This is a genomic window from Ideonella lacteola, assembly GCF_038066555.1.
GTDB classification, from domain to species: Bacteria; Pseudomonadota; Gammaproteobacteria; order Burkholderiales; family Burkholderiaceae_C; genus Ideonella; species Ideonella lacteola.
The window spans coordinates 22,920-44,878 of sequence record NZ_JBBUTG010000027.1; the positions used below are offsets into that span (position 1 = coordinate 22,920).

Below are 21,959 nucleotides of genomic sequence, written 5' to 3' on the forward strand. Positions count from 1 at the left end.
TCAGTTTCCGCTGATCGATGCCGAACTGGGACATGGCTGACCTGCTGCTGCCGGCGCTGGCCTTGATGCTCGTCTTCGAAGGCTTGCTGCCCTTTCTGAGCCCTGGGCGGTGGCGCGAGGTGTTCCTCCGCGCCACCCAACTCAGTGACGGTCAGATCCGTTTCGTCGGGCTGACCAGCATGTTGATCGGGTTGGCCCTGCTGCTGTTCCTGGGCGACTGATCCGCCCAGGGTTGTCACCCTCTGGGTGAAACCCGACCTGTACAATGCCGGTTTTAACCCCGGTGCATTTTCATGTCCTCTGCTTGGCTGTTGCCAGAGCACATCGCTGATGTCCTGCCCGCGGAGGCCAGGCGCATCGAGGAATTGCGGCGCCAATGGCTCGACCGGGCACGTGGCTACGGGTTTGAGCTGGTCATGCCGCCGCTGCTGGAGTATCTGGATTCGCTGCTGTCAGGCACGGGCCGGGAGCTCGATCTCAAGACGTTCAAGCTGGTCGACCAGCTTTCCGGCCGCACGCTCGGCCTGCGCGCCGACACCACGCCCCAGGTCGCACGCGTCGACGCTCACCTGCTCAATCGCGAGGGTGTGACGCGCCTTTGCTACTGCGGCCCGGTGCTGCACACGCGGCCCTCCGGCCTGCACATGACGCGAGAGCCTTTGCAGTTCGGTGCCGAAATCTTTGGGCACGCCGGGCTGGAAGCCGATCTCGAAGTGCAGGAACTGGCGCTCGATGGCCTCGCGGCCATTGGTGCTCGGGAGCTGACCATCGATCTGGGCGATGCACGGGTCGTCCGTTCGGTGCTGGCGGGCGTTCCGCTCGACGCCGCAGCCCTGACCGAGCTGGTCGCTGCCCTGACCGCGAAGGATGGGAGCACCGTCCAATCCATCGCGCGGAACTGCGCTGCGGAAACGCGGGCTGGGCTGGCCACCTTGATCGAGCTCTATGGCGGCGACGAGGTACTGGACCAGGCCCGCCACCGCTTGCCCGCTCGCGCGCCGATCGCGGCTGCGCTGGACGACCTGTCCTGGCTGGTTCGCCATTTGCGGCAGTCGAATCCGGGCGTGCGCGTCGGTTTCGATCTCTCCGACATGAGCGGCTACGCTTATTACAGCGGTGTGCGCTTTGCCATCTATGGCGCCGGCTCGACCAATGCGCTGGTGCGTGGCGGGCGCTACGATGAGGTCGGTGCCGTGTTCGGGCGCAATCGCCCCGCGGTGGGCTGCAGCCTCGACTTGAAGGGTCTGACCGCGGTGACGCCGATCGCGCCGCCGCGTGCCGCCGTGCGTGCGCCTTGGGGCGAAGACGCCGGCCTTCGTGCCGCGGTGCGCCACCTGCGTGCCCAGGGCGAAACCGTGGTCTGCATCCTGCCGGGCCACGAACACGAGACCCAGGAATTTGATTGCGACCGCGAGTTGGCCGCGGTCGGCGGCGAATGGGTGGTGCGGGCGCTCTGAGCGTCCGACCACCTCCATCCGAATCCTCTGACTTGATGACATCGATGCAACAGAGCACCTCTGCCGCTGCGCGCGGCCACAACGTCGTCGTCGTCGGCACCCAATGGGGCGACGAAGGCAAGGGCAAGGTCGTCGACTGGCTGACCGACCATGCGCAAGGCGTGGTCCGTTTCCAGGGCGGCCACAACGCAGGCCACACCCTGGTGATCAAGGGCGTCAAGACGGCGCTGCAGTTGATCCCCTCGGGCATCATGCGAGATGGGGTGGCTTGCTATATCGGCAACGGCGTGGTCGTCGACCCGTCTCACCTGCTGAGCGAAATCGAACGCCTGGAGAAGATCGGACTGGACGTCCGCTCGCGTCTGTACGTGAGCGAGTCGTGCCCGCTGATCCTGCCCTTCCACGTCGAGGTCGACAAGGCGCGCGAGGCGCTGCGCGAAACCAGCGGCGCCGGCAAGATCGGCACCACGGGCAAAGGCATCGGCCCGGCCTATGAAGACAAGGTGGCCCGCCGTGCCTTGCGCGTGCAGGACCTGAAACACCCGGAGCGATTCGCGGCCCGGCTGCGCGAACTGCTGGAGCTGCACAACTTTGCGTTGGGTGGCTACCTGAAGAGTACGCCGCTTGAATTCCAGCCCATCTTCGATCAGGCGATGAAGATGGGTGAGGCCCTGAAGCCCATGATGGCCGACGTCGGCTACCGCATCCATACCGCCAACCGACAAGGGGCCAACCTGTTGTTCGAGGGCGCGCAGGGCACGCTGCTGGACATCGACCACGGGACGTACCCCTATGTGACGTCGAGCAATTGCGTGGCGGGCAACGCCGCCGCGGGTGCCGGTGTCGGGCCGGAGATGCTGCACTACATCCTCGGCATCACCAAGGCCTACACCACGCGCGTGGGTTCGGGCCCGTTCCCCACGGAGCTGCCCATCGACCAACCGGGAACCGTGGGCCACCACCTGTCGACCATCGGGCAGGAGCGCGGTACGGTGACGGGGCGTGCTCGTCGGTGTGGGTGGCTGGATGCGGCAGCGCTCAAGCGCTCGATCATCATCAACGGCATCTCGGGCTTGTGCATCACCAAGCTCGATGTGCTGGATGGCCTCAAAGAGATCAAGGTGTGCGTGGGCTACAAGCTCGGCGATCAGGCCGTGGACATCCTGCCGCTGGATGCCGACGACATCGTCGCTTGCCAGCCGGTCTACGAGACTTTCCCGGGCTGGGAGGGCTCGACCGCCGGCCTCACCGAATGGGATCAGCTGCCGTTGAATGCGCGCCGCTATCTCGAACGCGTGCAGGGCTTCATCGGTGCGCCGATCGACATGGTGTCGACCGGTCCGGATCGGGACCACACCATCTTGTTGCGCCACCCGTACCAAGGGACGTGACGCTCCATGAACGACACGAGGGACACCACGATGCTGACCGATGACGGCAAACACCTGTACGTTTCCTGGGATGAGTACCACCTGTTGATCGAGCGCCTGGCGCTGAAGGTGTACAGCTCGGGCTGGGAGTTCGACCAGATCCTGTGTCTGGCGCGTGGTGGCATGCGGCCGGGCGATGTGCTGTCCCGCGTCTTCGACAAGCCTTTGGCGATCATGTCGACAAGCTCGTACCGGGCCGAGGCCGGCACGATCCAGGGCAGGCTCGATCTGGCCAAGTACATCACCATGCCCAAGGGTGAGTTGGCAGGCCGCGTTCTGTTGGTCGATGACTTGGCCGATTCGGGTGTCACGCTCAAGGCGGTCGTGGAGCGACTGCGCGGGCTGCCGGCGATTTCTGAGCTGCGGTCCGCCGTGATCTGGACCAAGGCGGTGTCGAGCTACACGCCGGACTACTACGTTGAGATGCTGGCCACGAGCCCGTGGATTCATCAGCCTTTCGAAGACTATGACAACCTGCGCCCAGAAGCTCTGGCGCGCAAGTTGTCCGTCTGAGCCCGCATGCCTGCGGGCTTTTCTTTCGCGAGCAGTTTGATCGGCGCAACGAGAATGAAAAAAGGGCCAGCACTTTCGCGCTGGCCCTCTTGCATCTGTTCTTGTTCTTCTGTTCTTATTGCTCTTGATCTGGTGCCCAGGAGAGGACTCGAACCTCCACGGAGTTACCCGCTAGTACCTGAAACTAGTGCGTCTACCAATTCCGCCACCTGGGCTTTGTCGCTGTTTCGCTGTCGTTCAATTGCTTGACTGACTGCGTTGCAACGAAAGATAGGACTATATCATCAAGACAAAAACAAGCGCAAGTACCCCCACTCTCGGTGGGGTATTAATGAGTGAAGTCGAGGGCGTGGTTCTCGGCCATAGAGACGGCCACGGTTTTCTGCAGCGAGACGACGGTGAGCCGGACGTGTACCTCGCCCAGCAGGAAATGCGAGCGGTGCTGCACAAGGACAAGGTCCGCGTGCGCATCATTCGCTACGACCGCAAGGGCCGTCCGGAAGGGCGGATCATCGAGATCCTCGACCGACGCAAGGTCCCGATCATCGGGCGCCTGCTGCACGAGAACGGCATGTGGCTGGTGGCGCCGGAAGACAGGCGCTACGGACAGGACATCCTGATCCCGAAGAATGCGACTGCCAACGCTGCCGCGGGGCAAGTGGTGGCGGTGGAGTTGACCGAGCCACCTTCGATGTATTCGCAGCCGGTGGGGCGCGTCACCGAGGTGCTGGGCCAGATCGACGACCCGGGCATGGAGATCGAGATCGCGGTGCGCAAGTACGAGGTGCCGCACCGCTTCTCGCCGGAGACGCTGGCGCAGGCCGCTGCGCTGCCGGACAAGTTGCGCGCTGCGGACCTGAAGCACCGCATCGATCTCACCGATGTGCCGCTGGTGACCATCGATGGTGAGGATGCCCGCGATTTCGACGATGCCGTCTACTGCGAGCCTCACAAGAGCGGGCGAGGCAAGGCTGCGTTTGAAGGCTGGCGTTTGCTCGTGGCCATTGCCGACGTGAGCCACTATGTCAAGCCAGGTGAGCCGCTGGACGACGATGCCTACGAGCGCGCCACCTCGGTCTACTTTCCCCGGCGCGTCATTCCGATGCTGCCGGAGAAGCTCTCAAACGGGCTGTGTTCGCTCAACCCGGAGGTGGACCGGCTCAGCATGGTCTGCGACATGCTCATCGCCAGTGACGGCGAACTGCAGGCCTATCAGTTCTACCCAGCCGTCATCTGCTCGCATGCGCGTTTGACCTACACCGAAGTGGCCGCGGCGCTGGCGAATACCCGTGGGCCCGAGGCGGCCAAGCGGCGAGACATCATGCCGCAGTTGCTGAACCTGCACGACGTGTTCCGTGCGCTGTTGAAGGCTCGGCAGCGCCGTGGCGCCATCGATTTCGAGACCACGGAGACTCAAATCGTTTGCGACGACAACGGGCGCATCGAAAAGATCGTTCCGCGCGTGCGCACCGATGCCCACCGGCTGATCGAAGAGGCGATGCTGGCGGCCAACGTGTGCGCGGCCGAGTTCATCGCCGGCGCCGAACACCCGTCGCTCTACCGGGTGCACGAGGGGCCCACGCCTGAGAAGCGGACGACCCTCCAGAACTACCTGAAGAGCCTGGGGGTGGGCATCACCCTCAGCGAGGATCCGGCGCCCGGAGAGTTCCAGGCCATCGCCGAAGCCACGAAGGATCGGGTGGATGCCGCGCAGATCCACATGATGTTGCTGCGCTCGATGCAGCAGGCGATCTACACCCCGATCAACAGCGGGCACTTTGGGCTGTCATACGCGGCCTACACGCACTTCACCAGCCCGATCCGGCGCTACCCCGATCTGCTGGTGCATCGGGTCATCAAGGCCATCCTTTCGAAAAAGCGCTACCACTTGGCCAGTGGCGAGCTGGCTGAGGTGTCGGCGCGTGCGACGAATGTTCGCAAAGGCGGCAAGGCCACCAAGGCCCACATCACCGAGCAGGAGCATTGGGAAGGCGCGGGCATCCACTGCAGTGCGAATGAGCGTCGTGCGGACGAAGCTTCGCGCGACGTCGAGGCCTGGCTCAAGTGCCGCTATATGCGCGAACACCTGGGCGAGGAGTTTGCGGGCACCGTCAGCGCGGTGACGAGCTTTGGCTTGTTCGTCACGCTGGACGCGCTGTACGTGGATGGCCTCGTGCACATCACTGAGCTCGGGGGCGAGTACTACCGGTTCGACGAGATGCGGCAGGAGCTGCGTGGCGAGCGCACCGGCATCCGCTACGCGATCGGGGCGCGGGTTCGGGTGCAGGTCAGCCGTGTCGATCTGGATGGGCGGCGCATCGACTTTCGCATGGTGCGCGAAGGTGAGGGTGAGCGCCTGCTGGCCCGAGGGCGCTCCGGCGTGAAGGCGGAGCCATCCAGTGCCACCGAGGCGCTGGCGCAGGTCGAATCCGAAGACCGTGCGCACAAGCGGGCGACCAAGTCGGCCAAGTCGGGAAAGGTGTCGTCGAAGAGCAAGCGATCGGCTGGCGCGGCGGCCAAGTCCGGTGCGCGGGCCAAATCATCCGAGCCCAAGAACGGCAAGGGGGCTGGTGATCCGGCGCGCAGCAAGTCGCGCACCAAGCGCGCGGGTTGATCGTCGGGGTGCCCGGGTGGTCTTGTGCGAGGGGCTGCCCCCGTGCGGGGCTGGGCCCTTGGTTTCAGCCCAGCGCGTCGGCTGCGTCGGCGATCGCTTCCACCAGTCGGTGAGCGATCAATGGCAGTTGCTCGTTGGACGATTCGGCTGCGCGGCCATGAAGCCAGGTGGCGCCGCAAGCGACCTGAAAGGCCTGCTCAAGTCCTGATGATCCATCTGACGTTGGATGGCTGCTCCAGCATCCGCCGATCAGGCCGGCCAGCACGTCACCCGTGCCGGCCGTGGCCAGGCGCGCATTGCCGCTCGCATTGATGGCCATCGCCTGGACTGGCGCGGCCACCATGCTGCCGGAGCCTTTCAGCACGACGACAGCACCAAATCGCTGCGCCAGGCGCCGCGCGGCTTGCGGGCGGTCCGCCTGCAGCGTGGCGGTGTCGGTGCCAAGCAGCCGGGCTGCTTCGAGCGGGTGAGGTGTGAGGATGGTCGGCAGCCCGCGCTTACCGCGGGCCTCGAGCTGCGCGGCCAAAGACGGGTCTTCGGCGGTGCGGTTCAGGGCATCGGCGTCCAAGACCAGACGCGGCGCTCGATCGATCAACAGGGGCAGGGCGCCTTGTACCGCCATCCCGCCCCCGCAGCCGCACACCACGGTGGCCGAATCGGCCAGACCAGCGGCCAGGCCTGATTCGAGTGACCGCACCATCAATTCAGGGGCACCTGATGGAGGCGCCGTGGGGCTCGCATCGGCCAGACAGCTCAGGTAGACCCGTCCAGCGCCCGCGCGCAAGCCGGCTTGCGCGGCCAATTGCGCGGCGCCTTGCATTCCTTGATCGCCACCCACGACCCAGAGATCGCCAAACCGTCCTTTGTGCGAGGCGTGGTCGGCGAGCCGCCTGGGGGCCAGGGCCGCGCGGGCATCGGCTGAGCCGGTCAGGCGATAGGCGGCTGCCTGAGCCGCCGGGGGCACTGCGAGGTCGTCGCACCAGATGTCGCCGGCCAAGTCACGTCCCGCCCCCGTGAAGAGACCCGGCTTCAGTGTGAGCAATGACAGCGTCACATCCGCCTGGACCACGGCGCTGCCAAGAAGGCGACCTGTGTCGGCGCACAGGCCTGTGGGCAGGTCGATGGCCAACACCAGCGCGCCTTGACGTCGGTGCCGATTCACCACATGGATCAGTTCGGCGATCGCCCCTTCTGCCGGGCGCGTTTGACCCAGGCCGAGAAGCGCGTCGATGACCACGTCGAACCGGCGATCATCCCGGGCGTCCTGCTCGGTGGCAGCCGAAGAAGCCATTGATTCGATCGGTACGCCGGCCAGCAGTGCCCGGTGGCGGGCTTGCCGCGCATCGGGCGGCAAGCGATCCGGATCGCCCGTGCAGCTCACGAGAACCGCTTTCCCCGCAGCCAGCAGCCAGCGAGCGGCCACCAGGCCGTCGCCGCCGTTGTTGCCCGGACCGGCGGCCACCCAAAAGCGCTGCGCGTGCGGCGCGATCGACAACGCCAGGCGTGCAACGGCCAGGCCCGCGCGCTCCATCAATTCGTGAGGCGCAGCCGCGGCCAGTGCGGCGCGTTCGATGGCGCGGCTGGATCCGGTGTCGTGAAGTGCGTCGCACCCGTCACCGGGTATCACCCGTCGCGGACCGTTCATGCGTGATGCTCCAGTGGGCTCCAGTGGGCTCCCGTGTCGCTCTTCCGTGAGGCGCCTCGACGGCGGTTGGCCCATGGACGTCGAGCCGAGGTCGAGGCGCTCTGCGGAGCTTAGCGCAGCCGGGCCGGTGAGATGAGGGTGGTGTCCAGCGCGGGCGATCGTCCGCTGATCTGGTCCGCCAGCAGCCTGCCGCAGGCCGGGGCATGAGCCCATGCGGACGTGCCGTGGGCCAGATGCAACCACAGGCCGGACTGGACGGGGCCCAGTGCCGGTAGTCCGTCCACGCAGTGCGCCTGTCGCCCCACCCAGGGCTGGGCACGGGCGGTGCGGGTGGCGCCGGGGAAGTCGGCCTCGAGTGCCCCGTACAGCTGGAGCAGCGTTGCCTCCAACGGGCGGGCGGGTGCGGGCCCGATGGCCGCGCCCCCGGCGACGCGCAGACGGTCGCCCATCGGAGTGATGGTCGTTCCCGCCGCGGGGTCGACCACGGCGCCCGTCGGGCCAAGTATCGATTCGGCTTCGCCTCCTTGGTGGCGAGGGGCCGTCACGGAATGCACGTGGCCTCGCATCGTCGTCGGGCGCAACGCCGGCGGAAGCAGCCGTGTGGCAGCTTCGGTGCTGCACAGCACCACCGCATCCACGTTTTGCGGGCCATCGTCCACGATCGTCGTCTGCCCGAGGGCGCTGGCTGTTGAGCGGCTCTCGCTGACCTCGCTGCGCCGTTGGGCCGTGACCTCCCATGGCTGGCGGGCGGCTCCGGTCGCCTGGAGTGCGATGACCTCCTGGTGAAACTGGAAGCGCGCTCCCAGTCGCTGGGCTTCGGCCTTCAGCGCATGCGCAAATTGGCGCCCGTTGGCGGTGCGCCCACCGCTCCAGTGGAAGGCTCCGGCTACTGGCGACTTGGCACTCAGGCCAGGCTGCGCGCGGCGCACTTCATCCGCATCCAGCCATTTGACGGGCAGGTTCAGTGCTTGATGCTGCGCAAGCAGAGCCTGCGCGCGGGCTGCATGACGCGGTGTGCGCATGAGCGCCGTCACCCCGGGGTGGTGGTCATACTCCAGCGCGCAGCTTGTTTCGATGGTCTTCAGACGCTCCAGCGTCATGGCCGCGAGGTCACGCATGAAGGTCAGGCGCATGGCATGCTGTGTCTGGCGCACGGCATTCCATCGGCGCCAAAGCCATGGCCAGCCGGTGAAAGGCGCGCTGAGCGCGTCGAGCCCGCCCCATGCGTTGACGGCGGCGTGGGCCAGCCACAGCCCGGAGGCTGCCACGCAGGCTGGCGCAAAGCTGCCTTCGGCTGCGATGCCCCCGCGGCGTTCGTACACAACGACCTCGTGGCCATCGCGCGCCAACTCGTAGGCGGTGGTTACGCCGGCCAGGCCGGCACCGATCACGGCGATACGCATCACTCAGGCCGCATCGGCCTTGGGGCCGGCGGCAGTCGCGGGGTTGAATTGTCCGGGGGGAGGGCGTGTTCGGCGTGAAAATCGCCGGAAGTGGGCGCCAAGGCTGCTATAATCTTTGGGTTTTGCTGGTGGCCCATGGGTTCTGAAGGAATCGCACGGGTGGCTGGCAGACCGGAAAGCCCGTGTTGTCAGGGCAACAGCTCGATCACGAGGCTTTCTGAAGTTCGCGAACCCGGCTTTTTCAAGGTGTCGCGTGCAGCGGCAGGTCCCTGTCACAAGGGGAAAGCGCTGTAGCGATGTGCGCCGGGATTCTAGACCCAACCTTCGGAGTATCCATGTCCGTTTCGATGCGTGAAATGCTGGAAGCCGGTGTCCACTTTGGTCACCAAACCCGCTTCTGGAACCCCAAGATGGCCCCGTTCATTTACGGCCATCGCAACAAGATCCACATCATCAACCTCGAAAAGACGCTGCCCAAGTTCGAGGAAGCGATGAAGTTCGTGCGCCAGCTCTCGAGCAAGCGCGGCACGATCCTGATGGTGGGTACCAAGCGCCAAGCCCGCGAAGTCGTCGCGATGGAAGCGCAGCGCGCTGGCATGCCCTATGTCGACCAGCGCTGGTTGGGCGGCATGCTGACCAACTTCAAGACGGTCAAGGGCTCGCTGAAGAAGCTGAAGGACATGCAGGCCCAGAAAGACTCTGGCGCCGAAATGCGCATCAAGAAAGAAGCGCTGTTGTTCGACCGCGAACTGGCCAAGCTGGAAAAGGACATCGGTGGCATTCAGGACATGAATGCGCTGCCTGACGCTCTGTTCGTCATCGACGTGGGCTTCCACAAGATCGCCGTGGCCGAAGCGCAGAAGCTGGGCATTCCGGTGATCGGCGTGGTTGATACCAACCACTCGCCCGAAGGCGTGGACTACGTGATCCCCGGCAACGACGATTCGGCCAAGGCGGTGGCGCTGTACGCGCGCGCTGTGGCTGATGCCGTGCTGGAGGGCAAGGCCAACGCCACCACCGATCTGGTGCAAGCCGTGGCGGCCGACGGCGACGAATTCGTCGAAGTCAGCGACAACGCCTGATCCCCTTCGCGCGAAAGCGCCTTGTCGAACGAGGGGCTGTCACAGCCCCTTTTTCGTACCCAGTGATCCAGTGACGCCCCAGCCGATGGGCTGTGGACGGAACTTCCGGTGACGGGTTCCGACCCGACACCTCAGCAATGGAGAAATGAAGATGCCTGCAATTACCGCCAGCATGGTTGCCGAACTGCGTGCCAAGACCGACGCCCCGATGATGGAGTGCAAGAAGGCACTCACCGAGGCCGATGGCGACATGGGCCGCGCCGAGGAGATCCTGCGTGTGAAGCTGGGCAACAAGGCCGGCAAGGCGGCCGCCCGCATCACCGCCGAAGGCGTGATCAGCGCCGCCGTCAACGGCACGACCGGCGCTCTGCTGGAAACGAACTGCGAAACCGATTTCGTTTCGAAGAACGATTCGTTCCTGGCCTTCACCAAGTCGTGCGCACAGCTGATCGCCGACAACAACCCGGCTGACGTTGCCGCCCTGTCCGCGCTGCCCCTGTCGCAAGACGGTTTCGGCCCGACGGTCGAAGACGTGCGCAAGGGCCTGATCGGCAAGATCGGCGAGAACATGTCGATTCGCCGCTTCAAGCGCTACGCCGGCGGCAGCAAGCTCGCCAGCTACCTGCACGGCACCCGCATCGGCGTCGTCGTCGAATACGACGGTGACGATGTGGCGGCCAAGGATGTCGCGATGCACGTGGCTGCGATGAAGCCCGCGGCGCTGTCGTCTGCCGAAGTGCCGGCCGACCTGGTCGAGAAGGAGCGCAAGATCGCTGCCGAAAAGGCGGCCGAGTCGGGCAAGCCGGCCGAGATCGTCGCCAAGATGGTCGAGGGCTCGGTGCAGAAGTTCCTGAAGGAAGTCTCGCTGCTCGACCAGGTCTTCGTGAAGGCCGCTGACGGCAAGCAAACCGTCGGCCAGATGCTGAAGGAAAAGGCCACCACGGTGAAGGGCTTCACCCTGTACGTGGTCGGCGAAGGCATCGAAAAGAAGGTTGACGACTTCGCGGCCGAAGTGGCCGCCCAGGTCGCTGCTGCCAAGGTGCAGTAAGCGCCCCAGGCGCTTCGCGCGGCGGCCTGTGATCCAGGCTGCCGCGTAAACTTCCAGCCGATTCAAAAGATCCCCGCCTACTCGTTCCCAAGGGAGTGCCCTGCATGCCGGCATACCGTCGCATTCTGCTGAAACTGTCCGGTGAAGCCCTGATGGGCGACGACGCCTATGGCATCAACCGCGCCACCATCGTTCGCATGGTTCGCGAGGTGCAAGAGGTGACGCAACTGGGCTGCGAGGTGGCGGTGGTGATCGGCGGCGGGAACATCTTCCGCGGCGTGGCAGGTGGTTCTGTCGGCATGGATCGCGCCACCGCCGACTACATGGGCATGCTGGCCACGGTGATGAACTCGCTGGCCCTGGCCGACACGATGCGCCAGGAGGGGATGACCGCTCGCGTCATGTCCGCCATCAGCATCGAGCAGGTGGTCGAGCCCTACGTTCGGCCCAAGGCCCTTCAGTATCTGGAAGAAGGCAAGGTGGTGGTCTTTGCCGCCGGCACGGGCAATCCGTTCTTCACGACCGATACCGCGGCAGCGCTGCGCGGCGCCGAGATCGGTGCCCAGATCGTGCTGAAGGCGACCAAGGTCGACGGTGTCTACACCGCCGACCCGAAGAAGGACCCCACCGCCACCCGCTACACCAACATCTCGTTCGACGAAGCCATCGCCAAGAACCTGCAGGTGATGGACGCGACAGCGTTCGCGCTGTGCCGGGATCAGAAGCTGCCGATCAAGGTGTTCTCGATCTTCAAGTCCGGCGCCCTCAAGCGCGTGGTACAGGGTGAAGACGAAGGCACTTTGGTGCATGTCTGAGGAGAGCCGATCATGACGATTGCCGATATCAAGAAGACCGCCGAGACCAAGATGGCCAAGTCCATCGAGGCCCTGAAGAACGACCTGCAGAAGGTGCGCACGGGTCGTGCCCACCCCGGCATACTGGATCAGGTGCATGTCGACTACTACGGGTCCATGGTGCCGATCAGCCAGGTGGCCAACGTGAGCCTGCTGGATGCCCGCACCATCAGCGTTCAGCCCTGGGAAAAGGGCATGGGTCAGAAGATCGAGAAGGCCATCCGCGAATCCGACCTGGGGCTGAATCCGTCGTCGCAGGGCGACCTCCTGCGTGTTCCGATGCCGGCCCTCACCGAAGAGCGCCGCAAGGAATTGACCAAGGTCGTTCGTCATGAAGGCGAAAACGCCAAAGTCGCCGTGCGCAACTTGCGCCGCGACGCCAACGAGCACCTGAAGAAGCTGCTCAAGGACAAGGAGATCTCCGAGGACGACGAACGTCGTGCGCAGGACGATGTCCAGAAGCTCACCGACCGCACCGTCGCCGAGATCGACAAGCTGGTCCAAGCGAAGGAAGCTGAAGTTCTGGCGGTTTGAGCCTGATGGCCACTCCGCCCAAGACGGCCTCGGGCCGCGACCAGGCCGTGCCGCGCCATGTGGCCATCGTGATGGATGGCAATGGCCGGTGGGCCAAGCGCCGTTTCATGCCCCGCGTGTTCGGCCACAAGTACGGTATGGAAACCGTCGTGCGCGTCATCGACGACTGTGCACGGCGCGGCATCGAATACCTGACCGTTTACGCGTTTTCGTCCGAGAACTGGAAACGGCCGGATGAAGAAGTCTCCGGCCTGATGAATCTGGTGCTGGTCGGGGTCTCGAAGTACCTGACGCGCCTGGCCAAGGACGGCATTCGCATCAAGGTGATGGGCGATCGCACGGTCGTTTCCGAGAAGGTGCGGCAGGCCTGGAATGAGGCCGAGGAACTCACCAAGAACAACCCGGGCCTGACGTTGACCGTGGCTTTCAACTACGGCGGACGTTGGGACATCGTCCAGGCGTGCAAACGGGCGCTGGCCGATGGCGTGGCGCCTGACGCATTGAGCGAAGACGCGTTGAGCCGCTACATGGCCTTGGCTCATGCGCCCGATCCCGATCTGTTCATCCGCACGGGTGGCGAGGTTCGGGTCAGCAATTTCCTGCTGTGGCAGGTCGCCTATTCCGAGTTCTATTTCACCGACTGTCTCTGGCCTGATTTCGACGCGGCCGAGATGGACAAGGCCATCGCCGCTTTCGCCAGCCGGGAGCGTCGTTTCGGTGGCGTTCCTGCTGCCGCCCCTTCCAACGAGGCCTCTTCGGCCTGAGGTTCCCATGCTGCTTCAACGCGTGATCACGGCGTTGGTGTTGCTGGCCCTGCTGTTGCCGGCTTTGCTGGCAGACAGCTGGTGGCCCTTCGCCGCTTTGTCGCTCGTGATGATTGGTGCCGCTGGCTGGGAGTGGGGGCGGCTGAATGGCTGGACAGGGGCGCGCGCCGTGGCCTTGGGCTTGGCCGTGGTTGCCACCTGCGCGGCCGCGTGGCGAGCGGGGTGGGCCATCCAGACACCACCCGCCCTCTGGTGGGTGGCCTGTGTGGGATGGGCCATCGGTGGGGGGCTGGCGCTGCGCGCCGGGCCACCGGCCTGGCCCAAGTTGCCGCAGGCTGCTCGCTTGCTGCTCGGATGGCTGATGTTGTCCGTCGCGTGGCTGGCATTGACGGCAGCCAAGCAGCGCGGGTTGGGGTTCATCCTGTCTGCGATGTGCATTGTCTGGGCGGCTGACATCGCCGCGTATTTCGGTGGGCGAGCACTGGGGCGCCGCAAGCTGGCGCCGTCGATCAGCCCTGGCAAGAGCTGGGAGGGCGTTTGGTCGGGCATGGTGGGGGCGCTGGCGCTGGCGGCCGCTTGGTTGGCGGTGGAGCGGTCTTGGGCCCCCGCCGGTCCGAGTGTGTTCGCCCAGTTGGCCGAGCGGGGCATTCCTTGGCTGGTTGTCAGCGTTGTTGGCCTTTGCGCGTTGAGTGTGGTCGGTGACTTGATCGAATCGATGTCCAAGCGCGCAGTCGGTGCCAAGGATTCAAGCCGCTTGCTGCCCGGCCACGGTGGCGTCCTCGATCGCATCGATGCCTTGCTGCCGGTGTTGCCGGCGGTGATGGCCCTGGTGTCGATCTGAGTCTTCTTATTCCAAGGCTTGATAGGGCAGTGGTGATGCGACAGCGTCTGTGCGTTCTCGGCTCCACCGGTTCGGTAGGGAGCAACACCCTGGATGTCGCTGCACGCCATCCCGATCGATTCGAGGTGGTCGCGCTCACGGGACAGCAGCGCGTCGACGAACTCTTTGCCCAGTGCCTTCGGTGGAGGCCGCGGTTCGCGGCGATGGGGGTGGCTTCAGCCGCCGCGGAGCTGCGCGCCCGGGTACGGCAGGCGGGCCTGCTGACCGAAGTGCTGGAGGGCGCCGACGCGCTCGTTCAGCTGGCTTCGCATCCCGATGTCGATACCGTGATGGGCGCCATCGTTGGCGCTGCCGGGTTGCCGCCCTGCATGGCGGCCGCTCGCGCGGGCAAGCGACTGCTGTTGGCCAACAAGGAGGCACTGGTCGTCGGTGGGGCCCAATTCATGGCGGCAGTGGAAGAGGGCGGCGCGACATTGCTGCCGATCGACAGCGAGCATTCGGCCATTTTTCAGTGCCTGCCGGAAGACCGCTCCCAGTGGAAGCAGCGCGTCGATCACATCGTGCTGACGGCGTCCGGTGGGCCGTTCCGGCAGCGCGAGCCTTCGACGTTGACGAGCGTGACGCCCGAGGAGGCTTGTGCCCATCCAAACTGGGTGATGGGGCGCAAGATCTCGGTCGATTCCGCCACGATGATGAACAAGGCGCTGGAGGTGATCGAAGCGCGGTGGCTGTTCGACCTGACGCCCGAGCAGATCCAGGTGGTGATCCACCCGCAAAGCATCATCCATTCGATGGTGGTTTGCCGAGATCAGTCGGTACTGGCGCAACTGGGCACGCCCGACATGCGCGTGCCGATCGCCTATGGCCTGTCCTTCCCCGAGCGAATCGAATCCGGTGCCGAGGCGTTGGATTTCCTTTCCCTCGGTGCGTTGACGTTCGAGCCGCCCCGACGCGAGCGGTTCCCAGGGTTGTTCCTGGCTTGGGACGCGCTTCGTGGTCCGCATGGGAGCACGGCAGTATTGAATGCGGCGAATGAAGAGGCAGTGGCGGCCTTCCTGGATCGGCAAATTGGTTTTGATGCCATCCACCGCATCAATGCCCAGACGCTCGAATCGCTGATACCGAGTCTTGACTTGCACGCCCCGGTGGAAGCACTGCTGGAGCTGGACCGCCAATCCCGCGAGCGTGCACGCACGTTCGTGAAGGCCCTGCGCCGCTGACGGAATCGGAGCGCGCCGTGAACATCCTCCTGGGCCTGTTGATCACGCTGCCCATCCTCATCGTGGTGCACGAGTTCGGCCACTATCAGGTGGCTCGCTGGTGTGGCGTGAAGGTGTTGCGGTTCTCATTCGGATTCGGCCAGGTCATTTGGCGCCGTCAGTCGAGCCCGCAGGCGACCGAGTTCGTGATTTCGGCGCTGCCGCTGGGCGGCTATGTGCGCATGCTGGGGCATGACCAGCCCTATCGGCCCGACGAAGCGCGGTACGCCTTCGATGCGCAGCCGCTGGTCCGGCGCGCGGCGATCATCGCGGCCGGGCCGCTGGTCAATCTGCTGTTGGCAGCGCTGCTTTACGCGGCCGTTCACTGGATCGGCGTCGATGAAACGATGGCCGTCCTGGCGACACCGCCGGCCCGCACCTTGGCAGCGGACGCCGGGCTGAGCGCGGGAGATCAGGTGATGGCGGTCAGTTCGGTGGACGGGGAATGGCACGACGTCGCAACGATGCGCGACCTGCAATGGCAACTGACCCAGGCCACCGTTCGGGGCGAGGATCTGCAACTCCAGGTGAGCGACCAAGACGGGGGGCATCGCCGCCAAGTCCTGCTTCAGCTGTCGCAGTTGGCGGGTGAAGAGGTCGAGCCGGCGACGTTGGCGCGCATCGGTATTGGAGCGCCGTTCAGCCCTCCGGAAATGGGCAGGCCGGTGGCTGGCGGGCCGGCCGAGCGCGCGGCGCTGCGCGCGGGCGACCTGGTGCTGTCGATGGACGGCGTTCCCGTGCCGGATGCCGTGGCCTTGGTCGAGCGCATCCGCGCTCATCCCACGGGGGACGTGATGCCCATGCGCTGGGTGGTTGAGCGCGGTGGTCAGCGCATCGAGCTGGAGGTGTCGCCGCGATCGGTGACCGAGAACGGAAAGACCTTTGGGCGCATTGATGCGCCAGTGAGCTCACGGGCACGAACGGTCCATGTGCGTTTGGGGCCTTGGGATGGTTTCGTTCGTGGTGTGCAGCGCACCTGGGACATGTCGGCCTTCAGCCTCAAGATGCTGGGCCGGATCGTGACGGGGCAAGCCTCGCTGCGGAACTTGAGTGGCCCGTTGACGATCGGTGACTTTGCCAGCCAGGCGATCCAGCATGGATTCACCGACTACCTGGCCTTCCTGGCGATGGTCAGCGTCAGTCTCGGGGTGTTGAACCTGCTGCCGTTGCCGATGCTCGATGGCGGACACCTGATGTATTATCTTTTCGAGGGCGTGACCGGTCGGCCGGTCTCGGAACTGTGGCTCAAACGGCTGCAGCTCAGCGGGGCGTTCGTTCTCCTGCTGTTGGTGACCATCGCTCTCTCCAATGACATGGCCCGCATGCTGGGCCTGCAGTGACACCCTCCCGATGCCATTTCCCCTTGCTTTGACTTCGCTGCGTCCGGTCCCCGCGTACGTGGCTCTCGTGGCTGCGGCGACGGTGGCGACCTCCGCTCAGGCCGTCGAACCGTTCAAGATCAGCGACATTCGCATCGAGGGCCTGCAGCGGGGTGACCCCGGCAGCGTCTTCGGAGCCTTGCCGTTCCGCATCGGTGACGAATACAACGACGACAAAGGTGCTGCTGCCCTTCGCGCCCTGTTTGCCACGGGCCTGTTCAAGGATGTCCGTGTCGACATCGAAGGGCAGGTCGTGGTGGTCGTGGTCGAAGAGCGCTCGGTCATCGCATCGGTGAATTTCATCGGCCTGCGCGAGTTCGACAAGGACACCCTGGCGAAGGCCCTGAAAGAAAACGGCATCTCCGAGGGTCAGCCTTACGACAAGGCCGTCATCGACCGGGCCGAGCAGGAGATCAAGCGCCAGTACCTGACGCGCAGCCTGTACGGTGCCGAGGTGGTGACCACCGCCACGCCGATTGAGCGCAATCGGGTGAACATCACCTTCACGGTGGTGGAAGGCGACGTCGCCAAGATCAAGGACATCCGCATCGAGGGTGCCAAGGCCTTCAGCGAATCGACGTTGCTCGATCTGATGGATCTCACCACCGGTGGGTGGCTGAGCTGGTACACGAAGTCCGATCGCTATTCGCGCGCCAAGCTGAACGCTGATCTGGAGAAGATCCGCGCGTACTACCTGAACAAGGGTTACCTGGAGTTCGACGTCAAGACCACCCAGGTCACGATCTCGCCCGACAAGCAGGAAATCAGCATCCTGATCGGCATCGAGGAGGGGCAGCCCTACACGGTGACCGGCGTCAAGCTCGAAGGGCAGTACCTCGGCCGCGAAGAAGACTTCAAGCAGCGCATCACCATCACGCCTGGTGAGCCGTATCGCGGCGATGAGGTCACCGCCACCACGCGTGCCTTCAGTGACCTCTATGGCACGTACGGCTATGCGTTCGCGCGCATCGAGCCTCGTCAAGACATCGACCGCAAGACGGGCCAGGTCGTCATCGTTCTGCAAGGATCACCGGGCCAGCGCGTGAACGTTCGCCGAGTGAACATCGCCGGCAACACGATCACGCGAGACGAAGTGCTTCGTCGCGAATTCCGCCAGTTCGAATCTGCGTGGTATGACAGCGCGAAGATCAAGCTGTCGCGTGACCGTGTCGAACGCCTGGGCTACTTCGAAGAAGTGACGGTGGACACCCAAGAGGTGCCGGGTTCGCCGGATCAGGTGGATCTCGTGCTGAACGTGAAAGAGAAGCAGACGGGCAGCCTGCAGTTGGCCGCCGGTTACTCCACGGCGGGTCTGTCCTTCTCGGGTTCGATCAAGAAGGAAAACGTCTTCGGCACCGGTAACTATCTGGGCCTCGAAGTCAACACCAGCAAGCTCAGCCGCAACCTGGTGGTGAGCACGGTCGATCCCTATTTCACCGATGACGGGGTGTCACGCGCGCTCGATTTGTACTACCGCACGTCCAAGCCACTGAACAGCCAAGGCGATGCCTACCAACTGGCCACGCCCGGTGCGGCGGTTCGCTTCGGTGTGCCGTTCACCGAGTACGACACCGTTTTCTTCGGGGTGGGCCTCGAGCAGACGATCATTGGCACGTCGTCTGGTGTGCCGAACAGCTATTTCAAGTTCGTCGAGACGTTTGGCAACCATGCCTTGAGCGTTCCGCTGACGGTCGGCTGGGCGCGCGAAGAGCGCGATAACCCGCTCACGCCAACCAAGGGCCGCTATCAGCGCCTCAACCTGGATTTCAGCGTGGCGGGCGATGTGCACTACGCCCGGTTGAACGCCCAGTATCAACAGTACTTCAGCATCACCAACAAGCTCACCTTGGGTGTCAACGGCGAGGTGGGGGCGGGGTATGGTTTGAATGGAAAACCGTATCCGGTGTTTAAGAACTTCTATGGCGGCGGCCTGGGCTCTGTGCGCGTCTTCGAGTCGGGTTCATTCGGTGGCGTCGACCTGACCGGCGCTTACGATGGCGGTTCCAAGAAGATGAACCTGAACTCCGAGCTGTACTTCCCGGTCCCGGGTTCGGGCAACGACAAGTCGTTGCGCATCTTCGCTTTCGCCGACGCCGGCAACGTCTGGCGCGACCATGACGGCGCGGTGACGCAAGACGACCGTGACCGCGGCCAGACCGGCACGCTGAGTGATCTGCGGGCGTCAGTGGGTCTCGGCTTGAGCTGGATTTCGCCGGTGGGCCCGCTCAAACTCAGCTACGGCACACCAATGCGCTCCTTCCGGGGCGATAAAATCCAACGTTTCCAGTTTCAAGTCGGAACGGCCTTCTGATGATCAAGTCGCTTAGCAAAACCCTCGTCGCCGCGGCGGCCCTGACTCTGGCCATGGGCGTGAGCGCCCAGGAACTGAAGATCGGCTACGTCAACAGCGAGCGCGTGCTGCGCGAGGCGGCCCCCGCCAAGGCCGCGCAGGCCAAGTTGGAGGCCGAGTTCAAAAAGCGCGAGACCGAATTGGCCGACCAAGGCAATCGCCTCCGGGGTGCGATGGAGAAGCTCGAAAAGGAAGCGCCGACGCTGCCTGAGTCGGAGCGGACCCGCCGCCAGCGAGATCTCGCCGATCAGGACCGCGATTTCCAACGCAAGCGCCGTGAACTGCTGGAAGACCTGAATCAACGCAAGAACGAAGAGCTGTCGGCCGTGGTCGAGCGTGCCAACAAGGTCATCAAGCAAATCTTCGAGCAAGAGAAGTACGACATCATTCTGCAGGAAGTCATCTTCGCCGGTCCGCGCGTCGACATCACCAAGAAGGTGATCGATGCCCTGAACGCCGGCAAGTGAATGGCGGATTGACCATGCCTTCGCGGCCAGGCGACGCGATAGCAGTTCGTCTGGCTGACATCGCCGCCGCTCTCGGCGGCGAGCTTCGCGGCGACGGCGAACGCGTCATTGAACGCATCGGCCCGCTTGAGGCCGCAACGCCCCACACCATCAGCTTCCTGGCGCAGCCGCGGCTCAAACCGCTGCTTGACAGCACGAACGCCGGGGCGGTGATCGTCCGGGAAGACGCCTGCGCCCCCTTGGTGGCGCGGGGCGTTGCCGCGATCGTGGTGCCCGACCCTTACCTCGCCTTCGCGCGCCTGACCCGTTGGTGGGCGGCGCGTACCCGGCCCGCTGCGCAGGTGGGTGTGCATCCGACGGCCTATGTGGCACCCGGGGCCCGTTTGCACGACACCGTGAGCGTCGGACCATTTGCCGTGGTCGAGGCGAACGCCGTGCTCGCCGAGCATGTCGTCGTAGGGGCGCACGCCGTGGTGGGCGAGGGGGCCGACGTGGGCGCGGGCACTCAGCTGAGGCCCCGATCGACGTTGGCGCAGGGCTGTCGAGTCGGCGCGCGCGGCATCATTCACAGCGGCGCCGTGATAGGTTCCGACGGGTTCGGCTTCGCCCCCCACCAAGGTCGTTGGGAAAAGATTGAACAGCTGGGTGGGGTGTGGATCGGCGACGATGTCGAGATCGGCGCGAACACCTGTGTGGACCGAGGCGCTCTCGACGACACGGTGATCGAGGATGGCGTCAAGCTCGATAACCTGATTCAGATCGCGCACAACGTCCATATCGGCGCCCACACCGCGATGGCCGGCTGTGTCGGCGTGGCGGGCAGTGCCAAGATCGGCAAGCACTGCACCTTCGGCGGCGCGGCGATGATCCTGGGCCACTTGCAGATTGCTGATCACGTGCACATTTCGGCCGCCAGCGTCGTGATGAGCTCCATCCTGAAGCCGGGGCAGTACAGCGGCGTGTTCCCGATCGATGAAAATGCCAACTGGGAAAAGAACGCGGCCACGCTGCGCCAGTTGCACACCCTGCGCGCGCGTCTGCGCACGCTCGAGAAGAAGAGCTCACCATGAACACCGTGATGGACATCCACCAGATCCTCAAGCGCCTGCCCCACCGATATCCCTTGCTGCTGGTGGACCGGGTGGTCGAGCTGGAGAAGAACGTCCGCATCCAGGCGTTGAAGAACGTCACGATCAACGAGCCGTTCTTCACGGGCCATTTCCCGCATCGCCCGGTCATGCCAGGCGTCCTGATCCTTGAAGCCATGGCGCAATCAGCCGCGTTGCTGTCGTTCGCGTCGATGGATGTCGACCCTGGCGATGACACGGTGGTCTACTTCGCGGGCATCGACGCGGCGCGATTCAAGCGCCCCGTAGAGCCCGGCGATCAGCTGATACTCGAGGCCCTGATCGACCGCGTTCGTGGCGGCATTCACAAGTACAAGGCCAAAGCCACCGTGGCGGGTGAAACGGTGGCCGAGGCCGAGTTGATGTGCACCATGCGCAAGATCGGCGGCTGAGTACCGGGCGATGGCCTCGATTCACCCCACCGCCATCATCGATCCGGCGGCTCAGCTGGATTCCACGGTCACCGTCGGTCCCTATGCCGTGATCGGTGCGCATGTGCGCATCGGCCCGGGCACCACGGTGGGGCCGCATACGGTGATCGAGGGCCGCACCACGATCGGCAGCGACAACCGCATTTTCCAGTTCGCCTCCATTGGCGCCATTTCTCAGGACATGAGCTACGGTGGCGAGCCGACCGAGCTCGTCATCGGCGACCGCAACACCATTCGAGAGTTCTGCACCCTCAACCTGGGCACGATGAAGGAGGAGGGTGTCACCCGCATCGGTTCGGACAACTGGATCATGGCCTACGTTCACGTGGCGCATGACTGCCGCGTAGGCGACCACATCGTGATGGCCAACAACGCGACGTTGGCCGGCCATGTGCATGTGGGCGACTGGGCCGTCATCGGTGGGCTGTCTGGGGTGCACCAGTTCGTGCACATCGGCGCACACGCGATGATCGGGTTCCAGGGGCATGTGGCGCAGGATGTGCCGCCGTACATGACGGTCGATGGCAATCCGCTCACGGTACGTGCGGTCAACCTCACGGGGTTGAAGCGGCGAGGCTTCAGCCCCGAACGCATGGCCGCCATCCGCCAGATGCACAAGCTGCTCTACCGCGACTCCTTGACGCTGGAGCAGGCCACCGAGGCGATTGGTGCAATGAAGGGTGGCCAGCTCGACATCGATGCGGACGTCGATGTCATGTTGGGTTTCCTCGCCGGTTCCCGGCGTGGCATTGTTCGCTGAG

20 protein-coding genes and 1 tRNA gene are annotated in these 21,959 nt (G+C 64.7%); 18 read left to right on the forward strand and 3 right to left on the reverse strand.

All coding sequences use genetic code 11. The features are described from left to right. Positions 1-32: 32 nt before the first annotated feature. The 4 genes from AACH06_RS26050 to AACH06_RS26065 all read left to right on the forward strand — a co-directional run bounded on the left by AACH06_RS26050 (position 33) and on the right by AACH06_RS26065 (position 3,400). The gene (locus AACH06_RS26050) at positions 33-221 is read left to right on the forward strand and encodes a DUF2065 domain-containing protein (RefSeq protein ID WP_341428789.1); all 189 of its coding nucleotides are present in this window, start codon (positions 33-35) and stop codon (positions 219-221) included. Between the two features lie 72 nt (positions 222-293). Continuing rightward, positions 294-1,457 carry an ATP phosphoribosyltransferase regulatory subunit gene (locus AACH06_RS26055; RefSeq protein WP_341428732.1) on the forward strand — a complete coding sequence of 388 codons (1,164 nt, stop codon included), beginning with the start codon at positions 294-296 and terminating at the stop codon, positions 1,455-1,457. Positions 1,458-1,501: 44 nt separating this feature from the next. Continuing rightward, the gene (locus AACH06_RS26060; RefSeq protein ID WP_341428733.1) at positions 1,502-2,848 is read left to right on the forward strand and encodes an adenylosuccinate synthase; all 1,347 of its coding nucleotides are present in this window, start codon (positions 1,502-1,504) and stop codon (positions 2,846-2,848) included. Positions 2,849-2,878: 30 nt separating this feature from the next. Next, complete coding sequence (locus AACH06_RS26065) at positions 2,879-3,400, forward strand: phosphoribosyltransferase (protein WP_341428790.1); 522 nt, start codon at positions 2,879-2,881, stop codon at positions 3,398-3,400. Positions 3,401-3,530: 130 nt separating this feature from the next. On the opposite strand, the gene AACH06_RS26070 is transcribed toward AACH06_RS26065, so the two are convergent. Next, positions 3,531-3,615 (reverse strand) — tRNA-Leu (locus AACH06_RS26070). Positions 3,616-3,731: 116 nt separating this feature from the next. On the opposite strand from AACH06_RS26070, the gene rnr reads away from it, so the two are divergent. Next, positions 3,732-6,014, forward strand: a complete 2,283-nt coding sequence (gene rnr / locus AACH06_RS26075; protein WP_341428734.1) for a ribonuclease R — start codon at positions 3,732-3,734, stop codon at positions 6,012-6,014. A 64-nt stretch (positions 6,015-6,078) separates the two neighbouring features. Here rnr and AACH06_RS26080 read toward each other — a convergent pair whose 3' ends face one another. Then, complete coding sequence (locus AACH06_RS26080) at positions 6,079-7,659, reverse strand: NAD(P)H-hydrate dehydratase (RefSeq protein WP_341428735.1); 1,581 nt, start codon at positions 7,657-7,659, stop codon at positions 6,079-6,081. A gap of 110 nt (positions 7,660-7,769) precedes the next feature. After that, on the reverse strand, positions 7,770-9,062 hold the full coding sequence (locus AACH06_RS26085; RefSeq protein ID WP_341428736.1) for an NAD(P)/FAD-dependent oxidoreductase: 1,293 nt from the start codon (positions 9,060-9,062) through the stop codon (positions 7,770-7,772). Positions 9,063-9,397: 335 nt separating this feature from the next. On the opposite strand from AACH06_RS26085, the gene rpsB reads away from it, so the two are divergent. The 13 genes from rpsB (at position 9,398) to lpxA (ending at position 21,958) form a co-directional block, all read left to right on the forward strand. Next, entirely contained in the window at positions 9,398-10,144 is a 747-nt protein-coding gene (gene rpsB / locus AACH06_RS26090; protein ID WP_341428737.1) for a 30S ribosomal protein S2, read from the forward strand. 151 nt (positions 10,145-10,295) lie between these two features. Further along, positions 10,296-11,192 carry a translation elongation factor Ts gene (gene tsf, locus AACH06_RS26095; protein ID WP_341428738.1) on the forward strand — a complete coding sequence of 299 codons (897 nt, stop codon included), beginning with the start codon at positions 10,296-10,298 and terminating at the stop codon, positions 11,190-11,192. Positions 11,193-11,296: 104 nt separating this feature from the next. Then, complete coding sequence (gene pyrH / locus AACH06_RS26100; RefSeq protein WP_341428739.1) at positions 11,297-12,007, forward strand: UMP kinase; 711 nt, start codon at positions 11,297-11,299, stop codon at positions 12,005-12,007. 12 nt (positions 12,008-12,019) lie between these two features. Further along, on the forward strand, positions 12,020-12,580 hold the full coding sequence (gene frr / locus AACH06_RS26105; RefSeq protein WP_341428740.1) for a ribosome recycling factor: 561 nt from the start codon (positions 12,020-12,022) through the stop codon (positions 12,578-12,580). A 5-nt stretch (positions 12,581-12,585) separates the two neighbouring features. Continuing rightward, positions 12,586-13,344, forward strand: coding sequence for an isoprenyl transferase (locus tag AACH06_RS26110; RefSeq protein WP_341428741.1), 759 nt, complete (start codon positions 12,586-12,588; stop codon positions 13,342-13,344). A gap of 7 nt (positions 13,345-13,351) precedes the next feature. After that, the gene (locus AACH06_RS26115) at positions 13,352-14,185 is read left to right on the forward strand and encodes a phosphatidate cytidylyltransferase (protein WP_341428742.1); all 834 of its coding nucleotides are present in this window, start codon (positions 13,352-13,354) and stop codon (positions 14,183-14,185) included. A 35-nt stretch (positions 14,186-14,220) separates the two neighbouring features. Further along, positions 14,221-15,405, forward strand: coding sequence for a 1-deoxy-D-xylulose-5-phosphate reductoisomerase (locus AACH06_RS26120; protein ID WP_341428743.1), 1,185 nt, complete (start codon positions 14,221-14,223; stop codon positions 15,403-15,405). 17 nt (positions 15,406-15,422) lie between these two features. After that, positions 15,423-16,784, forward strand: a complete 1,362-nt coding sequence (rseP, locus tag AACH06_RS26125; protein WP_341428744.1) for an RIP metalloprotease RseP — start codon at positions 15,423-15,425, stop codon at positions 16,782-16,784. 10 nt (positions 16,785-16,794) lie between these two features. Beyond that, positions 16,795-19,134, forward strand: coding sequence for an outer membrane protein assembly factor BamA (bamA, locus tag AACH06_RS26130; RefSeq protein WP_341428745.1), 2,340 nt, complete (start codon positions 16,795-16,797; stop codon positions 19,132-19,134). 2 nt (positions 19,135-19,136) lie between these two features. Continuing rightward, on the forward strand, positions 19,137-19,640 hold the full coding sequence (locus AACH06_RS26135) for an OmpH/Skp family outer membrane protein (protein ID WP_423222085.1): 504 nt from the start codon (positions 19,137-19,139) through the stop codon (positions 19,638-19,640). Positions 19,641-19,678: 38 nt separating this feature from the next. Next, positions 19,679-20,710, forward strand: coding sequence for a UDP-3-O-(3-hydroxymyristoyl)glucosamine N-acyltransferase (lpxD, locus tag AACH06_RS26140; protein WP_423222086.1), 1,032 nt, complete (start codon positions 19,679-19,681; stop codon positions 20,708-20,710). Further along, positions 20,707-21,159 (forward strand): 3-hydroxyacyl-ACP dehydratase FabZ, encoded by a 453-nt coding sequence (gene fabZ / locus AACH06_RS26145; RefSeq protein WP_341428748.1) that lies wholly within the window; start codon positions 20,707-20,709, stop codon positions 21,157-21,159. Before lpxD ends, fabZ begins: the two co-directional genes overlap by 4 nt. A gap of 10 nt (positions 21,160-21,169) precedes the next feature. Then, a complete protein-coding gene (gene lpxA / locus AACH06_RS26150) occupies positions 21,170-21,958 on the forward strand; it encodes an acyl-ACP--UDP-N-acetylglucosamine O-acyltransferase (RefSeq protein ID WP_341428749.1) in 789 nt (262 codons plus the stop codon). The last annotated feature ends 1 nt before the right edge of the window (position 21,959 follow it).

Bases quoted from the DNA above. Each gene is read 5' to 3' on its own strand.
- bamA (WP_341428745.1), top strand. From the start codon at position 16,795: ATGCCATTTCCCCTTGCTTTGACTTCGCTGCGTCCGGTCCCCGCGTAC.
- AACH06_RS26120 (WP_341428743.1), top strand. From the start codon at position 14,221: ATGCGACAGCGTCTGTGCGTTCTCGGCTCCACCGGTTCGGTAGGGAGC.
- AACH06_RS26060 (WP_341428733.1), top strand. From the start codon at position 1,502: ATGCAACAGAGCACCTCTGCCGCTGCGCGCGGCCACAACGTCGTCGTC.
- pyrH (WP_341428739.1), top strand. From the start codon at position 11,297: ATGCCGGCATACCGTCGCATTCTGCTGAAACTGTCCGGTGAAGCCCTG.
- rpsB (WP_341428737.1), top strand. From the start codon at position 9,398: ATGTCCGTTTCGATGCGTGAAATGCTGGAAGCCGGTGTCCACTTTGGT.
- AACH06_RS26110 (WP_341428741.1), top strand. From the start codon at position 12,586: ATGGCCACTCCGCCCAAGACGGCCTCGGGCCGCGACCAGGCCGTGCCG.
- tsf (WP_341428738.1), top strand. From the start codon at position 10,296: ATGCCTGCAATTACCGCCAGCATGGTTGCCGAACTGCGTGCCAAGACC.
- frr (WP_341428740.1), top strand. From the start codon at position 12,020: ATGACGATTGCCGATATCAAGAAGACCGCCGAGACCAAGATGGCCAAG.
- AACH06_RS26065 (WP_341428790.1), top strand. From the start codon at position 2,879: ATGCTGACCGATGACGGCAAACACCTGTACGTTTCCTGGGATGAGTAC.
- AACH06_RS26085 (WP_341428736.1), bottom strand. From the start codon at position 9,062: ATGCGTATCGCCGTGATCGGTGCCGGCCTGGCCGGCGTAACCACCGCC.
- AACH06_RS26055 (WP_341428732.1), top strand. From the start codon at position 294: ATGTCCTCTGCTTGGCTGTTGCCAGAGCACATCGCTGATGTCCTGCCC.
- lpxA (WP_341428749.1), top strand. From the start codon at position 21,170: ATGGCCTCGATTCACCCCACCGCCATCATCGATCCGGCGGCTCAGCTG.
- AACH06_RS26115 (WP_341428742.1), top strand. From the start codon at position 13,352: ATGCTGCTTCAACGCGTGATCACGGCGTTGGTGTTGCTGGCCCTGCTG.
- rnr (WP_341428734.1), top strand. From the start codon at position 3,732: ATGAGTGAAGTCGAGGGCGTGGTTCTCGGCCATAGAGACGGCCACGGT.
- fabZ (WP_341428748.1), top strand. From the start codon at position 20,707: ATGAACACCGTGATGGACATCCACCAGATCCTCAAGCGCCTGCCCCAC.
- AACH06_RS26080 (WP_341428735.1), bottom strand. From the start codon at position 7,659: ATGAACGGTCCGCGACGGGTGATACCCGGTGACGGGTGCGACGCACTT.
- AACH06_RS26050 (WP_341428789.1), top strand. From the start codon at position 33: ATGGCTGACCTGCTGCTGCCGGCGCTGGCCTTGATGCTCGTCTTCGAA.